The following is a 16,749-nucleotide window of genomic DNA, read 5'->3' as shown; positions in this document are numbered from 1 at the left end:
GGTAAATAGGCGGTAAAGAGGCTTTGCAGGCTGGCTGATACTGCATATCGTTCAGGCTCCCCAAGGAAGTGATCCTCGCCATGCCTGATTCACCGTTCGCCACCCGTCCTCGCCACCTGTCGCGCCAATGGCTGTTGGGCTCCCTCGCGCTGGCTGTTCTCGCCGTATTGCTCTGGTGGTTCTGGCCCACCCCGGCGGAAACGCCCAAGCGCGGTGGCCCTTGGCGTGATGGCGGGCCGGTGCCGGTGCGGGTGACGACTGTCAGCCAGGGCGACTTTCCGGTTGAACTCAAGGCCCTGGGCACCGTTACCGCCTATAACACGGTGAATGTGCGCGGCCGGGTCGAGGGCGAGCTGGTCAAGTTACTGTTCAAGGACGGCCAGCAGGTCGAGGCCGGCGATCTGCTCGCGGTGATTGACCCGCGTTCCTACGAGATTGCCCTGCAGCAGGCTCAGGGCGCGCTGCAGGAACACCAGGCGCAGCTGCGCAATGCCGAGCTGGACCTGGCGCGCTACCGCGGTCTGTATGCCGAAGACTCGATTGCCAAGCAGACCCTCGACACCCAGCAAGCCCTGGTCAATCAATTCCGCGGCAGCCTCAAGAGCCTGCAGGCAGATGTCGCCACCGCGCGGCTGAATCTGGATTTCACCCAGATTCGCGCACCTATCACCGGCCGCCTGGGCATTCGCCAAGCCGATGTCGGCAACCTGGTAAGCAGTGGCGATGCCTTGCCGCTGGTGGTGATTACCCAGACCCTGCCGATTGCCGTGATCTTTACCCTGCCGGAAGCGGAACTGCCGGCGGTGGTGCAGCAACTGCGTAGCGGCGCGACCCTTGCGGTCGAGGCCTGGGACCGCAGTGAAAAGCTCAAACTGGCCGAAGGCGAGCTGGAGAGCGTCGACAACCTGATCGACACCGCCACCGGCACCATCAAGCTCAAGGCGCGCTTCGCCAACGCCGAAGAACTGCTGTTTCCCAACCAGTTCGTCAACGTGCGCCTGCGGGTGAAAACCCTGCACAACGTCACCCTGATGCCAGCCGCGGCGCTGCAGTTCGGCGCCAGCGGCACCTTCGCCTACGTGGTGGACGCTGAAGGCAAGGTGCAGCTGACGCCGATCAGCGTCGGGGCCAGCGACGGCCAGCTCAGCGTGGTCGAGCAGGGCCTCAAGCCGGGGGATCGCCTGGTGCTTGAGGGTACCGACCGCCTGCGTTCGGGCAACCCGGTCGAGGTGATCGGTGACAAGCCCGTCGCCGCCCAGACCGAACCGGCGACGCCTGAGCGCAAGGGAGCAGCGCGCGTCCAATGAACGCCTCCCGCCTGTTTATCCTGCGTCCGGTCGCCACCACGCTGCTTATGCTGGCGATCTTCCTCGCCGGCCTGATCGCCTACCGCCTGCTGCCCGTCTCGGCGCTGCCGGAGGTGGATTACCCGACCATTCGGGTGATGACCTTGTACCCCGGGGCCAGCCCGGACGTGATGACCAGTGCGGTCACCGCGCCGCTGGAGCGTCAGTTCGGCCAGATGGCCGGGCTCAAACAGATGTCCTCGACCAGCTCGGGCGGCGCGTCGGTGATCACCCTGCGTTTCAACCTGGAGGTGAAGCTGGATGTCGCCGAGCAGGAAGTGCAGGCGGCGATCAATGGCGCGAACAACCTGCTGCCCAGCGACCTGCCGGCACCGCCGGTGTACAACAAGGTCAACCCGGCCGACACCCCGGTACTGACCCTGGCCATCCGCTCGAAAACCCTGCCGCTGCCGCAGGTGTTCGACCTGGTAGACACCCGCCTGGCGCAAAAGCTCGCGCAGACCAGCGGCGTCGGCCTGGTGACCCTGGCCGGTGGCCAACGTCCGGCCGTGCGCCTGCGGGTCAACCCCGAGGCGCTGGCCGCCTATGGCTTGAACCTCAGCGATGTGCGCACGCTGATCACCGCCAGCAACGTCAACCAACCCAAGGGCAACTTCGACGGCCCGACCCGGGTGTCGCAACTGGATGCCAACGATCAGCTGAAATCCGTCGACGAATACCGCGAGCTGATTCTCGGCTACCAGGACGGCGCAACCCTGCGTCTGAAGGATGTCGCCACCATCATCGATGGCGCGGAAAACCAGCGTCTGGCCGCCTGGGCCAACCGCAGCGAGGCGGTGCTGGTCAATGTGCAGCGCCAGCCGGGGGCCAACGTCATCGATGTGGTCGACCGCATTCAGACGTTGCTGCCCAATCTGACCCAGGGCCTGCCGGCCAGCGTCGAAGTCAGCGTGCTGACCGACCGCACCGAAACCATCCGCGCCGCGGTCAAGGGCGTGCAGCATGAACTGCTGTTGGCCATCTCCCTGGTGGTGCTGGTGACCTTCCTGTTTCTGCGCAAGGTCTCGGCGACCATCATTCCCTCCATCGTCGTGCCGCTGTCGCTGATCGGCACCTTCGGCGTGATGTACCTGGCCGGTTTCACCATCAACAACCTGACCTTGATGGCCCTGACCATCGCCACCGGTTTTGTGGTGGACGATGCCATCGTTATGCTGGAGAACATCGCCCGCCATCTGGAAGAGGGCGAAACCCCGCTGAACGCGGCGCTGAAAGGGGCCAAACAGATCGGCTTTACCCTGGTATCGCTGACTATTTCGCTGATTGCGGTGCTGATTCCGTTGCTGTTTATGGCAGACGTGGTGGGGCGGCTGTTCCGCGAATTCGCCATCACCCTGGCGGTGGCCATTCTGATTTCCCTGGTGGTATCGCTGACCCTGACGCCGATGATGTGCGCGCGCCTGCTCAAGGCGGAAAAGCCCGAAGAAGAAGGGCGCTTCTATCGCGCCGCCGGTGCGGTGATCGACGCCATGATCGCCCGTTACGGCCTGTGGCTGACCTGGGTGCTCAAGCATCAGCCGCTGACCCTGCTGGTGGCCATCGCTACCCTGGCGCTGACTGTGCTGCTGTATCTGGCGGTGCCCAAGGGCTTCTTCCCGGTGCAGGATACCGGGGTGATCCAGGGCATTTCCGAAGCGCCGCAATCGATCTCTTTCCGCGCCATGAGCGAGCGTCAGCAGCGCCTGGCCGAGGTGATTCTGCGGGACCCGGCTGTGTCCAGCCTGTCGTCCTATATCGGTGTGGACGGCGACAACCCGACGCTGAACAGCGGCCGCCTGCTGATCAACCTGACGCCACGGGCCGAGCGCGATGTCAGCGCCAGCCAGATCATCGAACGGCTGCGTCCGGAACTGGCGAGGATTCCCGGAATCGAGCTGTACCTGCAACCGGTGCAGGACCTGTCCATCGAGGATCGGGTCAGTCGCACGCAGTTCCAGTTCAGCATGGAGTCGCCGGATAGCAGCCTGCTGGAAGAATGGGTGCCCAAGCTGGTCAGCGCCCTGCGTGAACAGCCGGAGCTGACCGATGTAGCCAGCGACCTGCAGAACCGCGGCCTGCAGGTGTTTCTGCAGATCGACCGCGACATGGCCGGACGTCTGGGCGTGAGCATCGCCGATATCGACAACGCGCTGTACGACGCCTTCGGCCAGCGGCAGATCTCCACCATCTACACCCAGGCCAGCCAGTACCGCGTGGTGCTGGAAAGCGAGAATGCCGGCAGCATCGGCCCGGCGGCGCTGCGGCAGATTCACGTCAAGGCGGCTGATGGCCAGCAGGTCGCGCTATCGAGCCTGGCCCAGGTCGAGGAGCGCGCCGCCAGCCTGCTGATCAACCATATTGGCCAATTCCCGGCGGCAACCCTGTCATTCAACCTGGCCAGCGGCGTATCGCTGGGCGAGGCGGTGGCGGTGATCGAACGCATCGAGCAGGAGATCGGCATTCCGCCGGCGGTACAGAGCCGCTTCCAGGGTGCGGCCGAAGCCTTCCGCGCCTCCTTGTCGAGCACCTTGCTGCTGATTCTGGCGGCCATCGTCACCATGTACATCGTGCTCGGCGTGCTCTACGAGAGTTATATCCACCCGATCACCATCCTCTCCACCTTGCCCTCGGCGGGTGTCGGCGCGCTGCTGGCCTTGCTGCTCAGCGGCAACGAGCTGGGGTTGATCGCGATCATCGGCATTATCCTGCTGATCGGCATCGTCAAGAAGAACGCGATCATGATGATCGACTTCGCCCTCGACGCCGAACGCAACCAGGGCATGCAGCCGGAAGCGGCGATCTACCAGGCGGCGCTGCTGCGCTTCAGGCCGATTCTGATGACCACCCTGGCCGCGCTTTTTGGCGCGATCCCGCTGATGCTGGCCACCGGCTCCGGGGCCGAACTGCGTCAGCCGCTGGGCTTGGTGATGGTCGGCGGGCTGTTGCTCAGTCAGGTGCTGACGCTGTTCACCACGCCGGTGATCTACCTGTACTTCGATCGCCTGTCGCGGCGCGTCAGTGGCCGTAGCGCGGCCGGGCTTGTGGTCAACCCATGAACCTCTCCGCGCCCTTTATCCGCCGTCCGGTGGCAACCCTGCTACTGAGTCTGGCGATTCTGCTGCTCGGCGGCGTCAGTTTCGGTTTACTGCCGGTAGCCCCCTTGCCGCAGATGGATTTCCCCACCATCACCGTGCAAGCCAGCCTGCCGGGGGCCAGTCCGCAGATCATGGCCTCAAGCGTGGCCACGCCGCTGGAGCGCTCACTCGGCACCATCGCCGGGATCAGCCAGATGAACAGCCGCAGCAGCCAGGGTAATACGCGGATCATGATCCAGTTCGACCTGGACCGTGATATCAACGCCGCCGCCCGCGAGGTGCAGGCGGCGATCAATGCCTCACGCGAACTGCTGCCCAGCGGCATGCGCAGCATGCCCACCTACCGCAAGGTCAATCCGTCGCAGGCACCGATCATGGTGCTGTCGCTGACCAGCGAGGTGCTGCCAAAGAGCGAGCTGTATGACCTGGCTTCGACCATCCTGGCGCAGAAGCTCGCCCAGGTAACCGGCGTCGGCGAAGTGCAGATCGGCGGCAGCTCCTTGCCCGCCGTGCGCGTGGCCCTGGAGCCGCGCCTGCTCGATCAGTACGGCATCGCCCTGGACGAGGTGCGCCAGAGCATCAGTGCGGCCAATGCCAAGCGGCCGAAAGGCGCGGTGGAAGATGGCGAACGGCACTGGCAGGTGCAGGCCAGCGACCAGCTGGAAAAAGCCGCCGATTATCTGCCGCTGATCATTCGCTACCAGGATGGCGCGGCGGTACGCCTGGGCGATGTGGCCAGCGTCACCGATGGCGTCGAGGACCGCTACAACAGCGGTTTCTTCAATGATAAGCAGGCCGTGCTGCTGGTGATCAACCGCCAGACCGGGGCCAATATCATCGAAACCATCGCCGGCATTCGCGAACAGCTGCCGGCCCTGCGCGCGGTGATCCCCGCCAGTATCGAGCTGCAGGTGGCGATGGACCGCTCGCCGGTGATTCGCGCCACCCTGCACGAGGCCGAGCAGACCCTGCTGATCGCCGTGGTGCTGGTGATTCTGGTGGTGTTCGCCTTTCTTGGGCGTTGGCGCGCGGCGCTGATTCCGGCCCTGGCCGTGCCGGTGTCGCTGGTCGGCACCTTTGCGCTGATGTACCTGCTGGATTTCTCGCTGAACAACCTGTCGCTGATGGCGCTGATCATCGCCACCGGCCTGGTGGTAGACGACGCCATCGTCGTGCTGGAAAACATCTCGCGGCATATCGAGGCCGGCGAAACACCCATGGCGGCCGCCTTTAAAGGCGCGCGCGAGGTGGGCTTCACCTTGCTGGCGATGAACCTGTCGCTGGTCGCGGTGTTTATCTCGATCCTGTTTATGGGCGGCATCGTCGAGCGGCTGTTCCGCGAGTTTTCCATCACCCTGGCGGTGGCCATCGTGATTTCCCTGCTGGTGTCGCTGACCCTGACGCCGATGCTCTGCGCGCGCTGGCTCAAGGCCGAAACTGCCGAGCACCAGCCCAGCGCCATGCAGCGTTGGGGTGGGGCCGTGCAGCGGCGTGTGCTGGCTTTCTATAGCCGCAGCCTGGACTGGGCGCTGCGCCATTCGCTGCTGATGCTGTTTAGCCTGCTGGCGACCATCGCGCTGAATATCTTTCTGTTTGTCAGCGTGCCTAAGACCTTTATGCCGCAGCAGGATAGCGGCCAGCTGATGGGCATGATCCGTGGCGATGACGGCCTGTCGTTTCAGGTGATGCAGCCGAAGATGGAAATCTTCCGCCGCGCGCTGCTGGCCGACCCGGCGGTGGACAGCGTGGCCGGGTTTATCGGCGGCAGCGGCGGGATCAACAACGCCTTTATCATCGTGCGTCTCAAACCGGTGAGTGAGCGCAAGGCCAGCGCCCAGGAGGTGATCAACCGCCTGCGCCAGTCGGTGCCGAAAGTGCCGGGCGGGCGGATGTTTCTGATGCCCGATCAGGATCTGCAGATTGGCGGGCGAGAAGGGCGCAGCTCGGAAAACGAGTACATGCTGCTGTCCGGCGACCTGGACGAACTGCGCAAGTGGCTGCCGCCTGTGCGCGAAGCGCTGCGCGCTTTGCCGGAGCTGACCGATATCGACGCCAAGGAAGCCGAAGGCACCCAGCAGATCCGTCTGGTGGTCGACCGCGACATGGCCAAACGCCTGGGGGTGGACATGAATATGATCACCGCGGTGCTGAACAACGCCTTTAGCCAGCGCCAGGTGTCGACCATCTACGACAGCCTGAATCAGTACAGCGTGGTGATGGAGATCAACCCGCAGTTCGCCCAGTACCCGGAAACCCTTAACCAGATTCAGCTGATCACGAGCGACGGTGCGCGGGTGCCGTTGTCCAGCTTTGCCCGCTGGGAACGCAGCCTGGAAGAGGACCGCGTGCACCACCTGGGCCAGTTCGCCGCGGAAAACATCGGCTTCGCCCTGGCCGAAGGCGTCAGCCTGGATCAGGCCAGCCGAGCCATCGACAACGCGGTTGCGCGGGTCGGTTTGCCGACCGAGGTGCAGGGCATGCTCGGCGGCACCGGCGGGGCCTTTCAGCAGACCCAGCAGAACCAGCCATGGATGATCCTGCTGGCCCTGGTGGTGGTGTATATCGTCCTAGGTGTGCTGTACGAGAGCTATATCCACCCGCTGACCATTCTCTCCACCTTGCCCTCGGCCGGGGTCGGCGCGCTGCTTGCGCTGCAGTTGATGAGCATCGAGTTCAGCCTGATTTCGCTGCTCGGGCTGTTTTTGCTGATCGGCATCGTCAAGAAGAACGCCATTCTGATGATCGACCTGGCTTTGCAGCTGGAGCGCCAGCAGCACCTCAGCCCCGAAGAGTCGATCCGCCAGGCCTGCCTGCTGCGCTTCAGGCCGATCATGATGACCACCCTGGCGGCGATTCTCGGCGCACTGCCGCTGATGCTCAGCAGCGCTGAAGGCGCGGAAATGCGCCAGCCGCTGGGCATCACCATTGTCGGTGGGTTGGTCCTGAGCCAGCTGCTGACCCTGTACACCACACCGGTGATCTACCTGTATTTCGACCGCCTGCGCCACCGGGTCAACCGCTGGCGCGGTGTGCGCACCGACGCCGCTCTGGAAACCCCGTTATGAATGACTGTTTGGCGGGGCCCGTTGTACGTCGTAGGGTGCGCCGTGCGCGCCAAGGGTTTATGGCTGGCGCTGGTGCGCACGGCGCACCCTACCTAATTGCCCAAACGCCTTATGCATCATCCGATTGGTACATCGCCATATGAAAGTCCGAGCCGTATATCGTTTACCCACCTTGCTGGCGTTGAGCCTGGCCCTGAGTGCCTGCGCCATCGGCCCGGATTACCAGCGCCCGCAGCTGCAAACCCCGGCGCAGTTCAAACAGATTGAAGGCTGGACCCAGGCCAAGCCCGGCGACGCGCTGAAGCGTGGCAGCTGGTGGCAGTTGTATGGCGACAGCGAGCTGAATGCTCTGGTCGAACGGCTGAATGTCTCCAACCAGAATCTGGCCGCCAGCGAGGCGCAGTATCGCCAGGCCCGCGCCCTGGTGCGCGGCGCGCGAGCGGCGTTTTATCCGAGCCTGTCGAGTAGCGCCGGAGTGACCCGGGCCGGGCAGGGTGGCGGCGACAGCACCCTGAGTACCGCCGATGGCATCTCTGTAAGCGGTTCGAATGCGGCGAGCATCTCGAAGAGCTACGACCTGAGCCTGAATGCCGCCTGGGAGTTGGATGTCTGGGGCAAACTGCGCCGCTCGCTGGAATCCAGTCGCGCCGGCTTCGAGGCCAGCGCTGCCGATCTGGCTGCCTTGAAGCTCAGCCTGCAATCGGAGCTGGTGCAGAACTACCTGCAACTGCGCGTACTGGATGATCAGCAGCGCCTGCTGGATGCCACAGTCGCGGCCTACGCCCGTTCGCTGAAACTCACGGAAAACCAGTACAACGCCGGCATCGTGCCGAAGTCCGATGTCAGCCAGGCCCTGACCCAGCTGAAAAGCACCGAGGCCCAGGCCATCGACCTGCAATGGCAGCGCGCCCAGCTGGAACATGCGATTGCCGTGCTGATCGGCGTGCCGCCCAGCGAGCTCAGCATCGCCGTGCGCGAGCAATTACCCGCACTTCCCGAGATACCCGTGGCCTTGCCGTCGCAACTGCTGGAGCGCCGCCCGGACGTGGCCGCGGCCGAACGCCGGGTGATGGCCGCCAATGCCGAGATTGGCGTAGCAGAAGCCGCCTGGTACCCGGACCTGAGCATTTCCGCCAGCGGCGGCTACCGTGGCAGCAGCTTTGCCGACTGGATCGACCTGCCTAACCGTTTCTGGTCCCTCGGCCCGCAGCTGGCCCTGACCCTGTTCGATGGTGGCGCGCGCAGCGCCGAGCTGGAACGCAGCGAAGCGGCCTACGACCAGACCGTGGCGCAATATCGCCAGGCGGTGCTCGACAGCTTCCGCGAGGTGGAGGATTACCTTGTGCAACTGCGGGTGCTGGAGCAGGAGTCCGTGATCCAGCAGCAGGCGCTGGATGCCGCCCGCGAATCCCTGCGCCTGATCGAAAACCAGTACAAGGCCGGCACCGTGGACTTCAACAGCGTGGTCAATGTACAGGCCACGGCGCTGAGCAACGAACGCAGCAGCCTCAGCCTGCTGGGCAGCCGCCTGACCGCCAGCGTGCAGTTGATCGCCGCCCTCGGCGGCGGTTGGCAGCAGAAGCAGTAGGGGCGCTGCGCGCACCCGCCCAGGCTGAAGGTTCCTGGTGCGCATGGCGCACCCTACGGGCTGCGGTCTTAAGATTTAGTCGCGCTTGTTGCGGTTGACCGTTTGCGCGGCCTTGATCACATCGCGGCCGATAGCCGTCTCGAACTGCTGCCACACCGGCTGCATGGCCTGACGCCAGGCGTCGCGCTGCTCGTCGCTAAGGGCGATCACCTGGGTCCCGGCAGCGCTCTCGATACGCTTGCGATCGGCCAGGTTGGCCGCTTCGGCCTGGCGGTTCACCTCGAAGGTGACCTCGTCGATGATGCCTTCCAGCTCCACGCGGACCTGGTGCGGAATGCCGTACCAGAAGCGCGGATTGCTCACCAGCATATAGTCGAGCACGCCGTGGTTGGTCTCGGTGATAAAGGGCTGCACGCTATGCAGCTGCTTGCTGTAGATATTCGACCAGGGGTTTTCCGCACCCTGTACCTTGCCGCTTTTCAGCGCTTCGAAGACCTCGGCAAAGGGCAGTACCTGTGGCGTGGCACCAAGCTGCTGGAACTGCGCTTCGAGCACCGAGGAAGGCTGGATACGGAACTTCAAACCGGCCGCGTCCCCCGGTACCAGCAGGGCCCTGGTGGCCGACAGCTGTTTCATGCCGTTGTGCCAATAGGCCAGCCCGACGATGTTGTGATCTTCCATGGAGCGCAGCAATTGGCGACCCTTGGCGCGTTTCTGGAAGCGATTGACCGCGTCCAGGTCGTCGAACAGGAAGGGCAGGTCGAATACCTGTAGCTGTTTGGTGTATTTCTCGAACTTGGCCAGCGACGGAGCCAGCAGTTGCACATCATTGCTGGCCAGGGCTGCGAGTTCGTTGGCATCGCCGTACAGCGTGGAGTTGGGGTAGACCTCGACCTTGACCTTGCCACCCAGGCGCTCCTCGGCGAGCTTCTGGAACAGCAGGGCACCCTGGCCCTTGGGCGTGTTGTCGGCCACCACATGGGCGAATTTGATCAGGATCGGTCCCGCCTCGGTGGCGGCATGGGCTTGGGCAGAAACCAGTAACAGGGTGCTGGTCGCGATAGCGGCTATCGACTTGAGCATTACGTGTCCTTTTATTCTTATGGGGAGGTCGCGCCGCCGACCCGGTATTTCGGGCAGGGCCTGGGCGGTGCAATAGCGGCGGACACTCGCAATGCCTATGCCAGAGTGCGGCTTGGCCGGCAGGGCCTGGGCCGGCGCTACACGGGTGTGAGCCAGGTCACACTGGGGTGGCGGTTAACCGCCGTTACTCCCTGAGGCAATCGGCAATAATCCGCCTGTTTTCCTCGCCATGGCGCTGTGCCCTCCGCAGGCCGGAGGGCGGCCGGGATAGGCGGGTGTTACTTGCGTCCCTGGCGCAGTGCCCGCCAGGCGCTGAACAGGATCAGGCCCATCAGCAGCGCCAGGCTGAGCCAGGTCCAGGCGGTAAAGGGCAGGCCGAGGATGCTGTAGTCGTTGTGTCCGCATACCCCGGCACTCATAAACACTTCGGGCAGGTAGTCATGCAGCGGCAACTGGAAGGCATAGAAGGGGAAGGGCGAGCAGCTGAAGCTTTCCAGCACGCCAGTCTCGATCAGCAACAGGTGGCTGTTGTCGTAGACGGCCATGGCTCCGGCTGCCAGCAGCAGGGGCCATAGCAGCAGACTCAGCCAGCGCAGGCCGAGCGCCTCGCAGGCCAGCAGCAAAAGACTGACAACCCCGCCGCAGACCAGCCATAGACGGATCTGCACGCACAGGGTGCAGGGCTCCCAGCCGAATTGGTGCTGCAGGGTCAGGGCCGCGCCGAGCATGACAAAGCAGGCGGCGGCGATCAGGGCCAGCAGCGCAATCAATGGGGTGGGGCGAGTCATCCGAATCTCCATGGCACGCCGGCAGTGGCGTAAGGCTTTACGTATCGCCGTGGACAGATCCAGCGGCAGGGCGAACGCAAGGATGATGGCAAGCGAGTGGACGATCAACCCCGGGATGCCGCCCGGACGCATTTGTCCGCGTCTTGGTGTCTCAGAGTACTGGGAGGCGATGAATAAGCTTGCGTGCCATGTCCGCCACAGGCCGTTGAACAGGCCGGCGAGTTAGGAGGTGCCAGTGCACCACAGTTGCTACGCTGAGGAGTGAGATCCGCGCCTGCAAGAGCATCGACAACGCGACGGGGGTGCAACCAGCCATAGCAAATGCACCGGCGCTCAGCCACCCCATCTGCCGAGGATAGGACATGCCTGTCTACCGCTGGATCGCAACGCTACTTCTGCCCGGGATTCTGAGCCTGGGCGCACTGTCGGCCTGCAGCAGTTTGCCGATCCTGGTACCGGACATGGCCCATAGCCATGCTCCGGTGCGCCTAGCCGGCCCTGGCGGGCCGCTGTCGCCGGCACGCAGCCAGGTCATCATCGACAAGCTCAAGGCTTCGGGTGTGGAGACCAATATCTTCGACCTGCACCTGGCCGTCGAGCAGGCCATAGTCGGCAGTCCGCTGACGGCGGGCAATCGGGTCGAACTGCTGCAGGACGGTCCCGCCACCTACCGGTCGATGATCGAGGCCATTGACGCGGCGCGGGACCATATCAACATGGAGAGCTATATCTTCGACGATGGCGAGATCGGTCAGCGCTTTGCCGATGCCCTGATTGCCAGGCAGCAGGCCGGGGTGCAGGTTCATCTGATCCGCGACAGCGTCGGCACCCTGGGCACGTCCGCGGCCTTCTTTACCCGGATGCGCGATGCCGGCGTGCAGGTCGTCGAATTCAACCCGGTCAACCCGCTGACGGCCAAGGCCGGCTGGCAGGTCAATCAGCGCGACCATCGCAAGCTGCTGGTGATCGACGGACGCATCGCCTTTCTCGGCGGGGTCAATATCAGCAGTGTCTATTCCGGCAGCTCGCCCGATCTCGACGAGCTGCCGCCGATGTCCGGCGACTTGCCCTGGCGCGACACCCACCTGCGCCTCGAGGGGCCGGTGGTGGCTGAATTGCAGAAGCTGTTTATCGGCACCTGGGCCGTGCAAAAAGGCCCGGAACTCAGCGCGCGGCATTATTTCCCGCCGCTGGAGCAGCGCGGCGATGAGGTGGTGCGGGCCATCGGCAGTTCTCCGGACGAACCCTACAGCCTGATCTACGTCACCCTGATTTCCGCCCTGCGCAGCGCCCAGAGCGAAATCTGGCTGACCAACGCCTACTTCGTCCCCGACCCGCAATTGCTGGCAACCCTCAAGGACGCCGTGGGACGAGGCGTGGACGTGCGTCTGGTGCTGCCTAGTAGCACCGATTCCTGGCTGGTATTTCATGCCGGCCGGGCCTATTACGAGGAGTTGCTGGAGGCCGGGGTACGCCTGTACGAGCGCGACGATGCCCTGCTGCATGTGAAGACCGCGGTAATTGACGGAGTCTGGTCCACGGTGGGCTCGACCAACCTCGACTGGCGCAGCTTCCTGCATAACCAGGAGGTCAATGCGGTGGTGCTGGGGGCGGACTTTGGCGAGCAGATGCGCGCAGCCTTCCGTGCCGACTTGGCTCAATCGCGCGAGATCAGCCTGCAGGCCTGGCAGGATCGCGGCCTGCAGGTGCGCGTCAAGGAGTGGCTCGCACGGCACTGGGAATACTGGCTATAAGCCCCGGCGGCGGTGTTGCTGTGGGCCTGGTACTTCAGCATGGATCCTTGCTCAGTAGTCGTTGATAACGCTCAAGATCGGCGCTGGAAAAACAGCAGAACAGCACCTCTTCGAGCTGCGGGCAGTGTGGCAGGCAAGCCCGCACCGTGGCCACGGCGATCTGCGCCGCCTGTTCGGCAGGGAAGCCATAGACCCCGGTGCCGATGCAGGGGAAGGCCAGGCTGGGCATGCCTTCGCGCGCGGCAATGGCCAGGACGTTGCGGTAGCAGGCGGCGAGCCGCTGCGCCTCGTCCCGGCTACCGCCTTGCCAGATCGGGCCGACGGTATGGATGACATACTGCGCCGGCAGTCGATAGCCCCGGGTCAGCTTGGCCTCGCCAGTGTTGCAGCCGCCGAGCGGGCGGCAGGCCTCCAGCAACTGCGGCCCGGCCGCGCGATGAATGGCCCCATCGACGCCGCCACCGCCCAGCAGCGAACTGTTCGCCGCATTGACGATAGCCGTTACCGCGAGCCGGGTGATATCGCCCTGCAGGGCGCGCAATAGGGTCGCCATGGCGATTACCTCACACAGCCTTAGCGCTTGAGCAGCGCCGAATCCAGCTGGTTGAAACAGCGCACGATCTGTTCGTGGCCGGCATCGGGAAAAGTCTTCTGCGCCAGGGGTACCAGCACGTTCGGCTTGACCCGGCCGGAGCGCAACTGGCGCTGCATATAGGCGAAAACTTCCTCGTCGCTGACGGGTGGTGCGGGGTTTGCTTGAACCATGGGCTGTCGCTCGTTGTCTGCATCCGGGTAAATAACCGCGGCTTGTATCGGGATTTTGCTGCTATCGGCGATTTATCGCCAGTGTCGAGGCGCTCCGCCTGGCCGTCTCGTGGCGCGTGTCTTGGCGCGTCCCGCCGATTCAGCTTCAGTTCAGCCAGCGCCGATATCGTGGCTGCACTTTCTACACGCAATGGAGTTTGGCCATGACAAATCACGCCTTCGTGCCGCATAAGCAGGTCACGGCAGCATTGGCATTGTGCGCCGCACTGTTCGCCAGCGGTGCCATGGCCAACCAGCCGCAGATCTACGGGCTGCATGAGCAGGTGTCCCTGCATGAACTGGCCCTCAAGTTGCCCGCCAAGCTCGATACCGGTGCCGAAACCGCCTCGCTCAGCGCCAAGAATATTGAAGTATTCAAGCGTGGCGGCGGCGAGTGGGTGCGCTTCCAGCTGGGCCTGGAAAGCGCCAAGCAGGCGCAGGTCATCGAAAAACCGCTGACGCGCATGAGCTATATCAAACGTCGCGCCGATGACCGCAAGCCGGGCGACAAGCAGCTGTACAGCGCCCGCCCGGTGATCGAGATGGATATCTGCGTAGGTGACGAGCTGAAGAATATCGAGGTCAACCTGACCGACCGTAGCGCCTTCGAGTTTCCGCTGCTGATCGGCTCGTCCGCGCTGAAGGAGTTCAACGCCGCGGTCAGCCCCGGCGTGCGCTATTCGGCAGGGCAGCCGAGCTGTACGCGGGCCGGTTGAGTGGCGCGGGCTACACGGTCCTGAAGCTCCAGACGATTTCCACCACGCGCACAGCCAGGATCAGGTAGAGCAGGAACAGGATGATCTGCAAGGCGAGGTGATGACGCAGTTTGGACAGCCGGTTCAACCCGTCGCTGATATTCAGTAGCAGCAGAATCGCCGACAGCATGATCAGGCCCCAACCCGCCAGGGTTGAGCCCCAAAGCCCCATGAAGAGCTGGTGATCGCCCTGCAAGGCATCCGTGCCGGCGGCAAATAGCAGCGCGCAGACCAGCAGGTTCTTGATGTTATCGAAGATATTGGCGCTTAAGTCTGCATTCAGCAGCGCCAGGTACTTGCTCCATAGATTGCGCATAAACGGCACCCGATAAGCAGCAGTACAGCGATTGACGGGCAAGCTAGTGGCTTGCTGCGCGCGGCCTGGGCCAGAACAGGCTGGCCATGCACAAGGCATACAGAATCGCGAACAGCACATAGGCAATCCGCGTGGAAAACAGCTCCGGCGTTTCGCCCGGCAATGGCGAAACGCCAAGGCCGAAAAGAATCAGAAATGTCGTAAGCCCCCCGCCAAACACCTTGCCCGTCGTTGCCCCGGTAACCGCCTTGCCGGCAAATAGCAGGCTTACCAGCAGCATGGTGAGGGTCACCAGCCAAAGGCTGGGGCGGGTCTCGGTCAGGGTAAAGGCCAGGGATGCCGCAACCCCGCCCAGCAGGTTGATCACGATCAGTCCTGCGGCCGCTCGCGTGCTCATCCCCAGCTCAAATTGGCTGAGCAACGAGGCGACGGTGATCGGTATGACCATCGCCGTGGCCAGGCGCGGATCGATCAAACACAGCGCAACCATCGCCAGCAGAATTGCGCCACTGACCATGGCCTGGTGCGTCACCCTGGCCAGATCCAGGCGTGCCAAAGGCGTTGCGTTGGCCTCGGTCTGGCCGATGTCCGGGAACAGCGCGTGAGCGCCCCAGGTAAGGAGCAGACCGATGCTGACCGCCTCGGCCAGAATCAACACAATAGACTCACCCAGGTTGCGCTGCAGGATGTCGAGCAGCGGCACCACAATGGCGATCACCAATACCAACGCCGGTGCCGCGCCGCCCACCTGGCGACCCTGAGCGAAAAAACAGCTGAAGTAGCACAGCCACAGCAACGGCAGCAGCACCAAAGGCCGGTCACCGAGCAGGCCGGTGAGGAAGATCAGCAGTGCGCCAACCATAAAGATCAGCAACACGGTACCCAGCCCCTGACGCAAACCGGGCGGGCTGTAGCTTGCCAGGAGGAACTGGGCGGCAAACAAGGGCGCGAGAAAGGGCAGCACACTGCCGTTAATCAGGCCCAGGCTGAAACCCACCGTCACCGCCAGGGCGACACGCAAGCCCTGGCGTTTGGCGCGCGCCAGATCGATTGCCGGGAAGGGGCCCGCCAAGTCCTCAGTTGACATAGGTCAGCAGGGCCACAAGCCGCGCGGTGATTGCGCCAAACATATTCGCCAGCGGGTTGTCGCCGGTGTAAATCACCACGCTTACCTGTGAGCCGTAGCGCAGGCCTTTCGGGTAAGGTTCCAGCACCACCAGGCGCACGGGAAAGCGTTGCGGGTCACGTACCCAGCCGTTCTGGTTGCGCACCGAGGGCAGCGCCGAAGAGCTGCTGCCTTCCTGGGCAACGCCCCAGCCGACACTCTCGACCCGTGCATTGAAAATACGCCCCGGCAAAACGTCGAACACCAGCTCAGCCGTATCATCGGCCTGCACATGCTCCAGGCTGTTTTCTTTAAAGGCTGCGGAAATCCATACGGTGCCGGTGTCGATAAAGGTCAAAGCCGGCTGGCCGGGGCTGACCACCTGGCCGACGGCCAGCTGCAGATTGGTGATAACCCCGTCAGCAGGGGCCCTGATGTCGGTACGTACCAGATCGAGTCGCGCCTTCTCCAGTTGCGCGAGCGCCTGTTTGAACTGAGGATTATCCGTACCCGTTGGCCCCAGCTCCTGACGTGCGCGTTGCAAATCGGCCTGCGCCTTGGCCACGGCGGCCTCGGCGGAACTCAACGACGCGGTGGCTTCATCAAGCCGCGCCCGGGCGTATACGCCGCGTTCAACCAGTTGCCTCACCCGACGCGCTTGCTCGCGTACATTGTCGCGCTGGGCACGGGCAGACACCGCCTGGGCATGGGCCGCATCGACCGATGCGGTGTTGGCCCCCAGAGCCTGGCCTGTCTGTTCTAGGCGCGCCTCTGCTTCGGCAACGGCAATTTTGTAGGGCTGCGGATCGATGCGGAACAGCAGCTGACCGGCCTCCACCCGCGCATTGTCGAGTACCGCGATTTCCACCACGCGACCACCCACTTCGGAGGCCATCTGCACCACATAGCCTTGCACCACAGCCTGCGAGGTGGAAGGGGTACTGCGTTCCATCAGGATGGACAGCGCAAACAGCGTGACGACAACCAACGCGACGATCAACGCAACACGGCGTAGCGGATTAGGCTGAGGGGCGGGGCTTTCGGCAGGGG

13 protein-coding genes are annotated in these 16,749 nt (G+C 63.8%); 6 read left to right on the top strand and 7 right to left on the bottom strand.

Features of this window, described 5'->3' with window-relative positions; genetic code table 11:
• Window positions 1-80 precede the first annotated feature (80 nt).
• From AACY13_RS18465 to AACY13_RS18450, 4 genes are all read left to right on the top strand, one after another.
• Window positions 81-1,307, top strand: a complete 1,227-nt coding sequence (locus tag AACY13_RS18465; protein WP_339463041.1) for an MdtA/MuxA family multidrug efflux RND transporter periplasmic adaptor subunit — start codon at window positions 81-83, stop codon at window positions 1,305-1,307.
• A complete protein-coding gene (locus AACY13_RS18460) occupies window positions 1,304-4,402 on the top strand; it encodes an MdtB/MuxB family multidrug efflux RND transporter permease subunit (RefSeq protein WP_339463040.1) in 3,099 nt (1,032 codons plus the stop codon). The genes AACY13_RS18465 and AACY13_RS18460 overlap by 4 nt, the downstream gene beginning before the upstream one ends.
• Window positions 4,399-7,506, top strand: coding sequence for a multidrug efflux RND transporter permease subunit (locus AACY13_RS18455; RefSeq protein WP_339463039.1), 3,108 nt, complete (start codon window positions 4,399-4,401; stop codon window positions 7,504-7,506). The genes AACY13_RS18460 and AACY13_RS18455 overlap by 4 nt, the downstream gene beginning before the upstream one ends.
• 139 nt (window positions 7,507-7,645) lie before the next feature.
• Complete coding sequence (locus tag AACY13_RS18450; protein ID WP_339463038.1) at window positions 7,646-9,094, top strand: efflux transporter outer membrane subunit; 1,449 nt, start codon at window positions 7,646-7,648, stop codon at window positions 9,092-9,094.
• A 75-nt stretch (window positions 9,095-9,169) separates the two neighbouring features.
• On the opposite strand, the gene AACY13_RS18445 is transcribed toward AACY13_RS18450, so the two are convergent.
• Window positions 9,170-10,177, bottom strand: a complete 1,008-nt coding sequence (locus tag AACY13_RS18445) for a TRAP transporter substrate-binding protein (protein WP_339463037.1) — start codon at window positions 10,175-10,177, stop codon at window positions 9,170-9,172.
• A 278-nt stretch (window positions 10,178-10,455) separates the two neighbouring features.
• Window positions 10,456-10,965 carry a disulfide bond formation protein B gene (locus AACY13_RS18440; protein ID WP_339463036.1) on the bottom strand — a complete coding sequence of 170 codons (510 nt, stop codon included), beginning with the start codon at window positions 10,963-10,965 and terminating at the stop codon, window positions 10,456-10,458.
• Between the two features lie 362 nt (window positions 10,966-11,327).
• Between AACY13_RS18440 and cls the strand changes: the two genes are divergently transcribed.
• Window positions 11,328-12,719, top strand: a complete 1,392-nt coding sequence (gene cls, locus AACY13_RS18435) for a cardiolipin synthase (protein ID WP_339463035.1) — start codon at window positions 11,328-11,330, stop codon at window positions 12,717-12,719.
• Window positions 12,720-12,753: 34 nt separating this feature from the next.
• Here cls and AACY13_RS18430 read toward each other — a convergent pair whose 3' ends face one another.
• Window positions 12,754-13,272, bottom strand: coding sequence for an O-acetyl-ADP-ribose deacetylase (locus AACY13_RS18430; protein WP_339463034.1), 519 nt, complete (start codon window positions 13,270-13,272; stop codon window positions 12,754-12,756).
• Between the two features lie 20 nt (window positions 13,273-13,292).
• Window positions 13,293-13,484: a hypothetical protein gene (locus tag AACY13_RS18425; protein ID WP_339463033.1), complete on the bottom strand. Its 192-nt coding sequence runs from the start codon at window positions 13,482-13,484 to the stop codon at window positions 13,293-13,295.
• Window positions 13,485-13,687: 203 nt separating this feature from the next.
• Between AACY13_RS18425 and AACY13_RS18420 the strand changes: the two genes are divergently transcribed.
• Window positions 13,688-14,239 (top strand): ATP-dependent zinc protease family protein, encoded by a 552-nt coding sequence (locus tag AACY13_RS18420; protein ID WP_339463032.1) that lies wholly within the window; start codon window positions 13,688-13,690, stop codon window positions 14,237-14,239.
• Between the two features lie 10 nt (window positions 14,240-14,249).
• Here the strand turns inward: AACY13_RS18420 and AACY13_RS18415 are convergent, their stop codons facing one another.
• From AACY13_RS18415 to AACY13_RS18405, 3 genes are read right to left on the bottom strand one after another with little or no spacing between them, the layout of a single operon-like run.
• Window positions 14,250-14,594, bottom strand: a complete 345-nt coding sequence (locus tag AACY13_RS18415) for a hypothetical protein (protein WP_339463031.1) — start codon at window positions 14,592-14,594, stop codon at window positions 14,250-14,252.
• Between the two features lie 43 nt (window positions 14,595-14,637).
• Window positions 14,638-15,681, bottom strand: a complete 1,044-nt coding sequence (locus AACY13_RS18410) for an FUSC family protein (RefSeq protein ID WP_339463030.1) — start codon at window positions 15,679-15,681, stop codon at window positions 14,638-14,640.
• Window positions 15,671-16,651 (bottom strand): HlyD family secretion protein, encoded by a 981-nt coding sequence (locus AACY13_RS18405; protein ID WP_339463029.1) that lies wholly within the window; start codon window positions 16,649-16,651, stop codon window positions 15,671-15,673. The genes AACY13_RS18410 and AACY13_RS18405 overlap by 11 nt, the downstream gene beginning before the upstream one ends.
• Window positions 16,652-16,749: the final 98 nt, after the last annotated feature.

Source organism: Pseudomonas sp. EA_105y_Pfl2_R69 (genome assembly GCF_963970915.1).
GTDB lineage: Bacteria > Pseudomonadota > Gammaproteobacteria > Pseudomonadales > Pseudomonadaceae > Aquipseudomonas.
The sequence above is the reverse complement of the archived record's forward strand: the minus strand, read 5'-3'. Positions and strand labels throughout refer to the sequence as shown.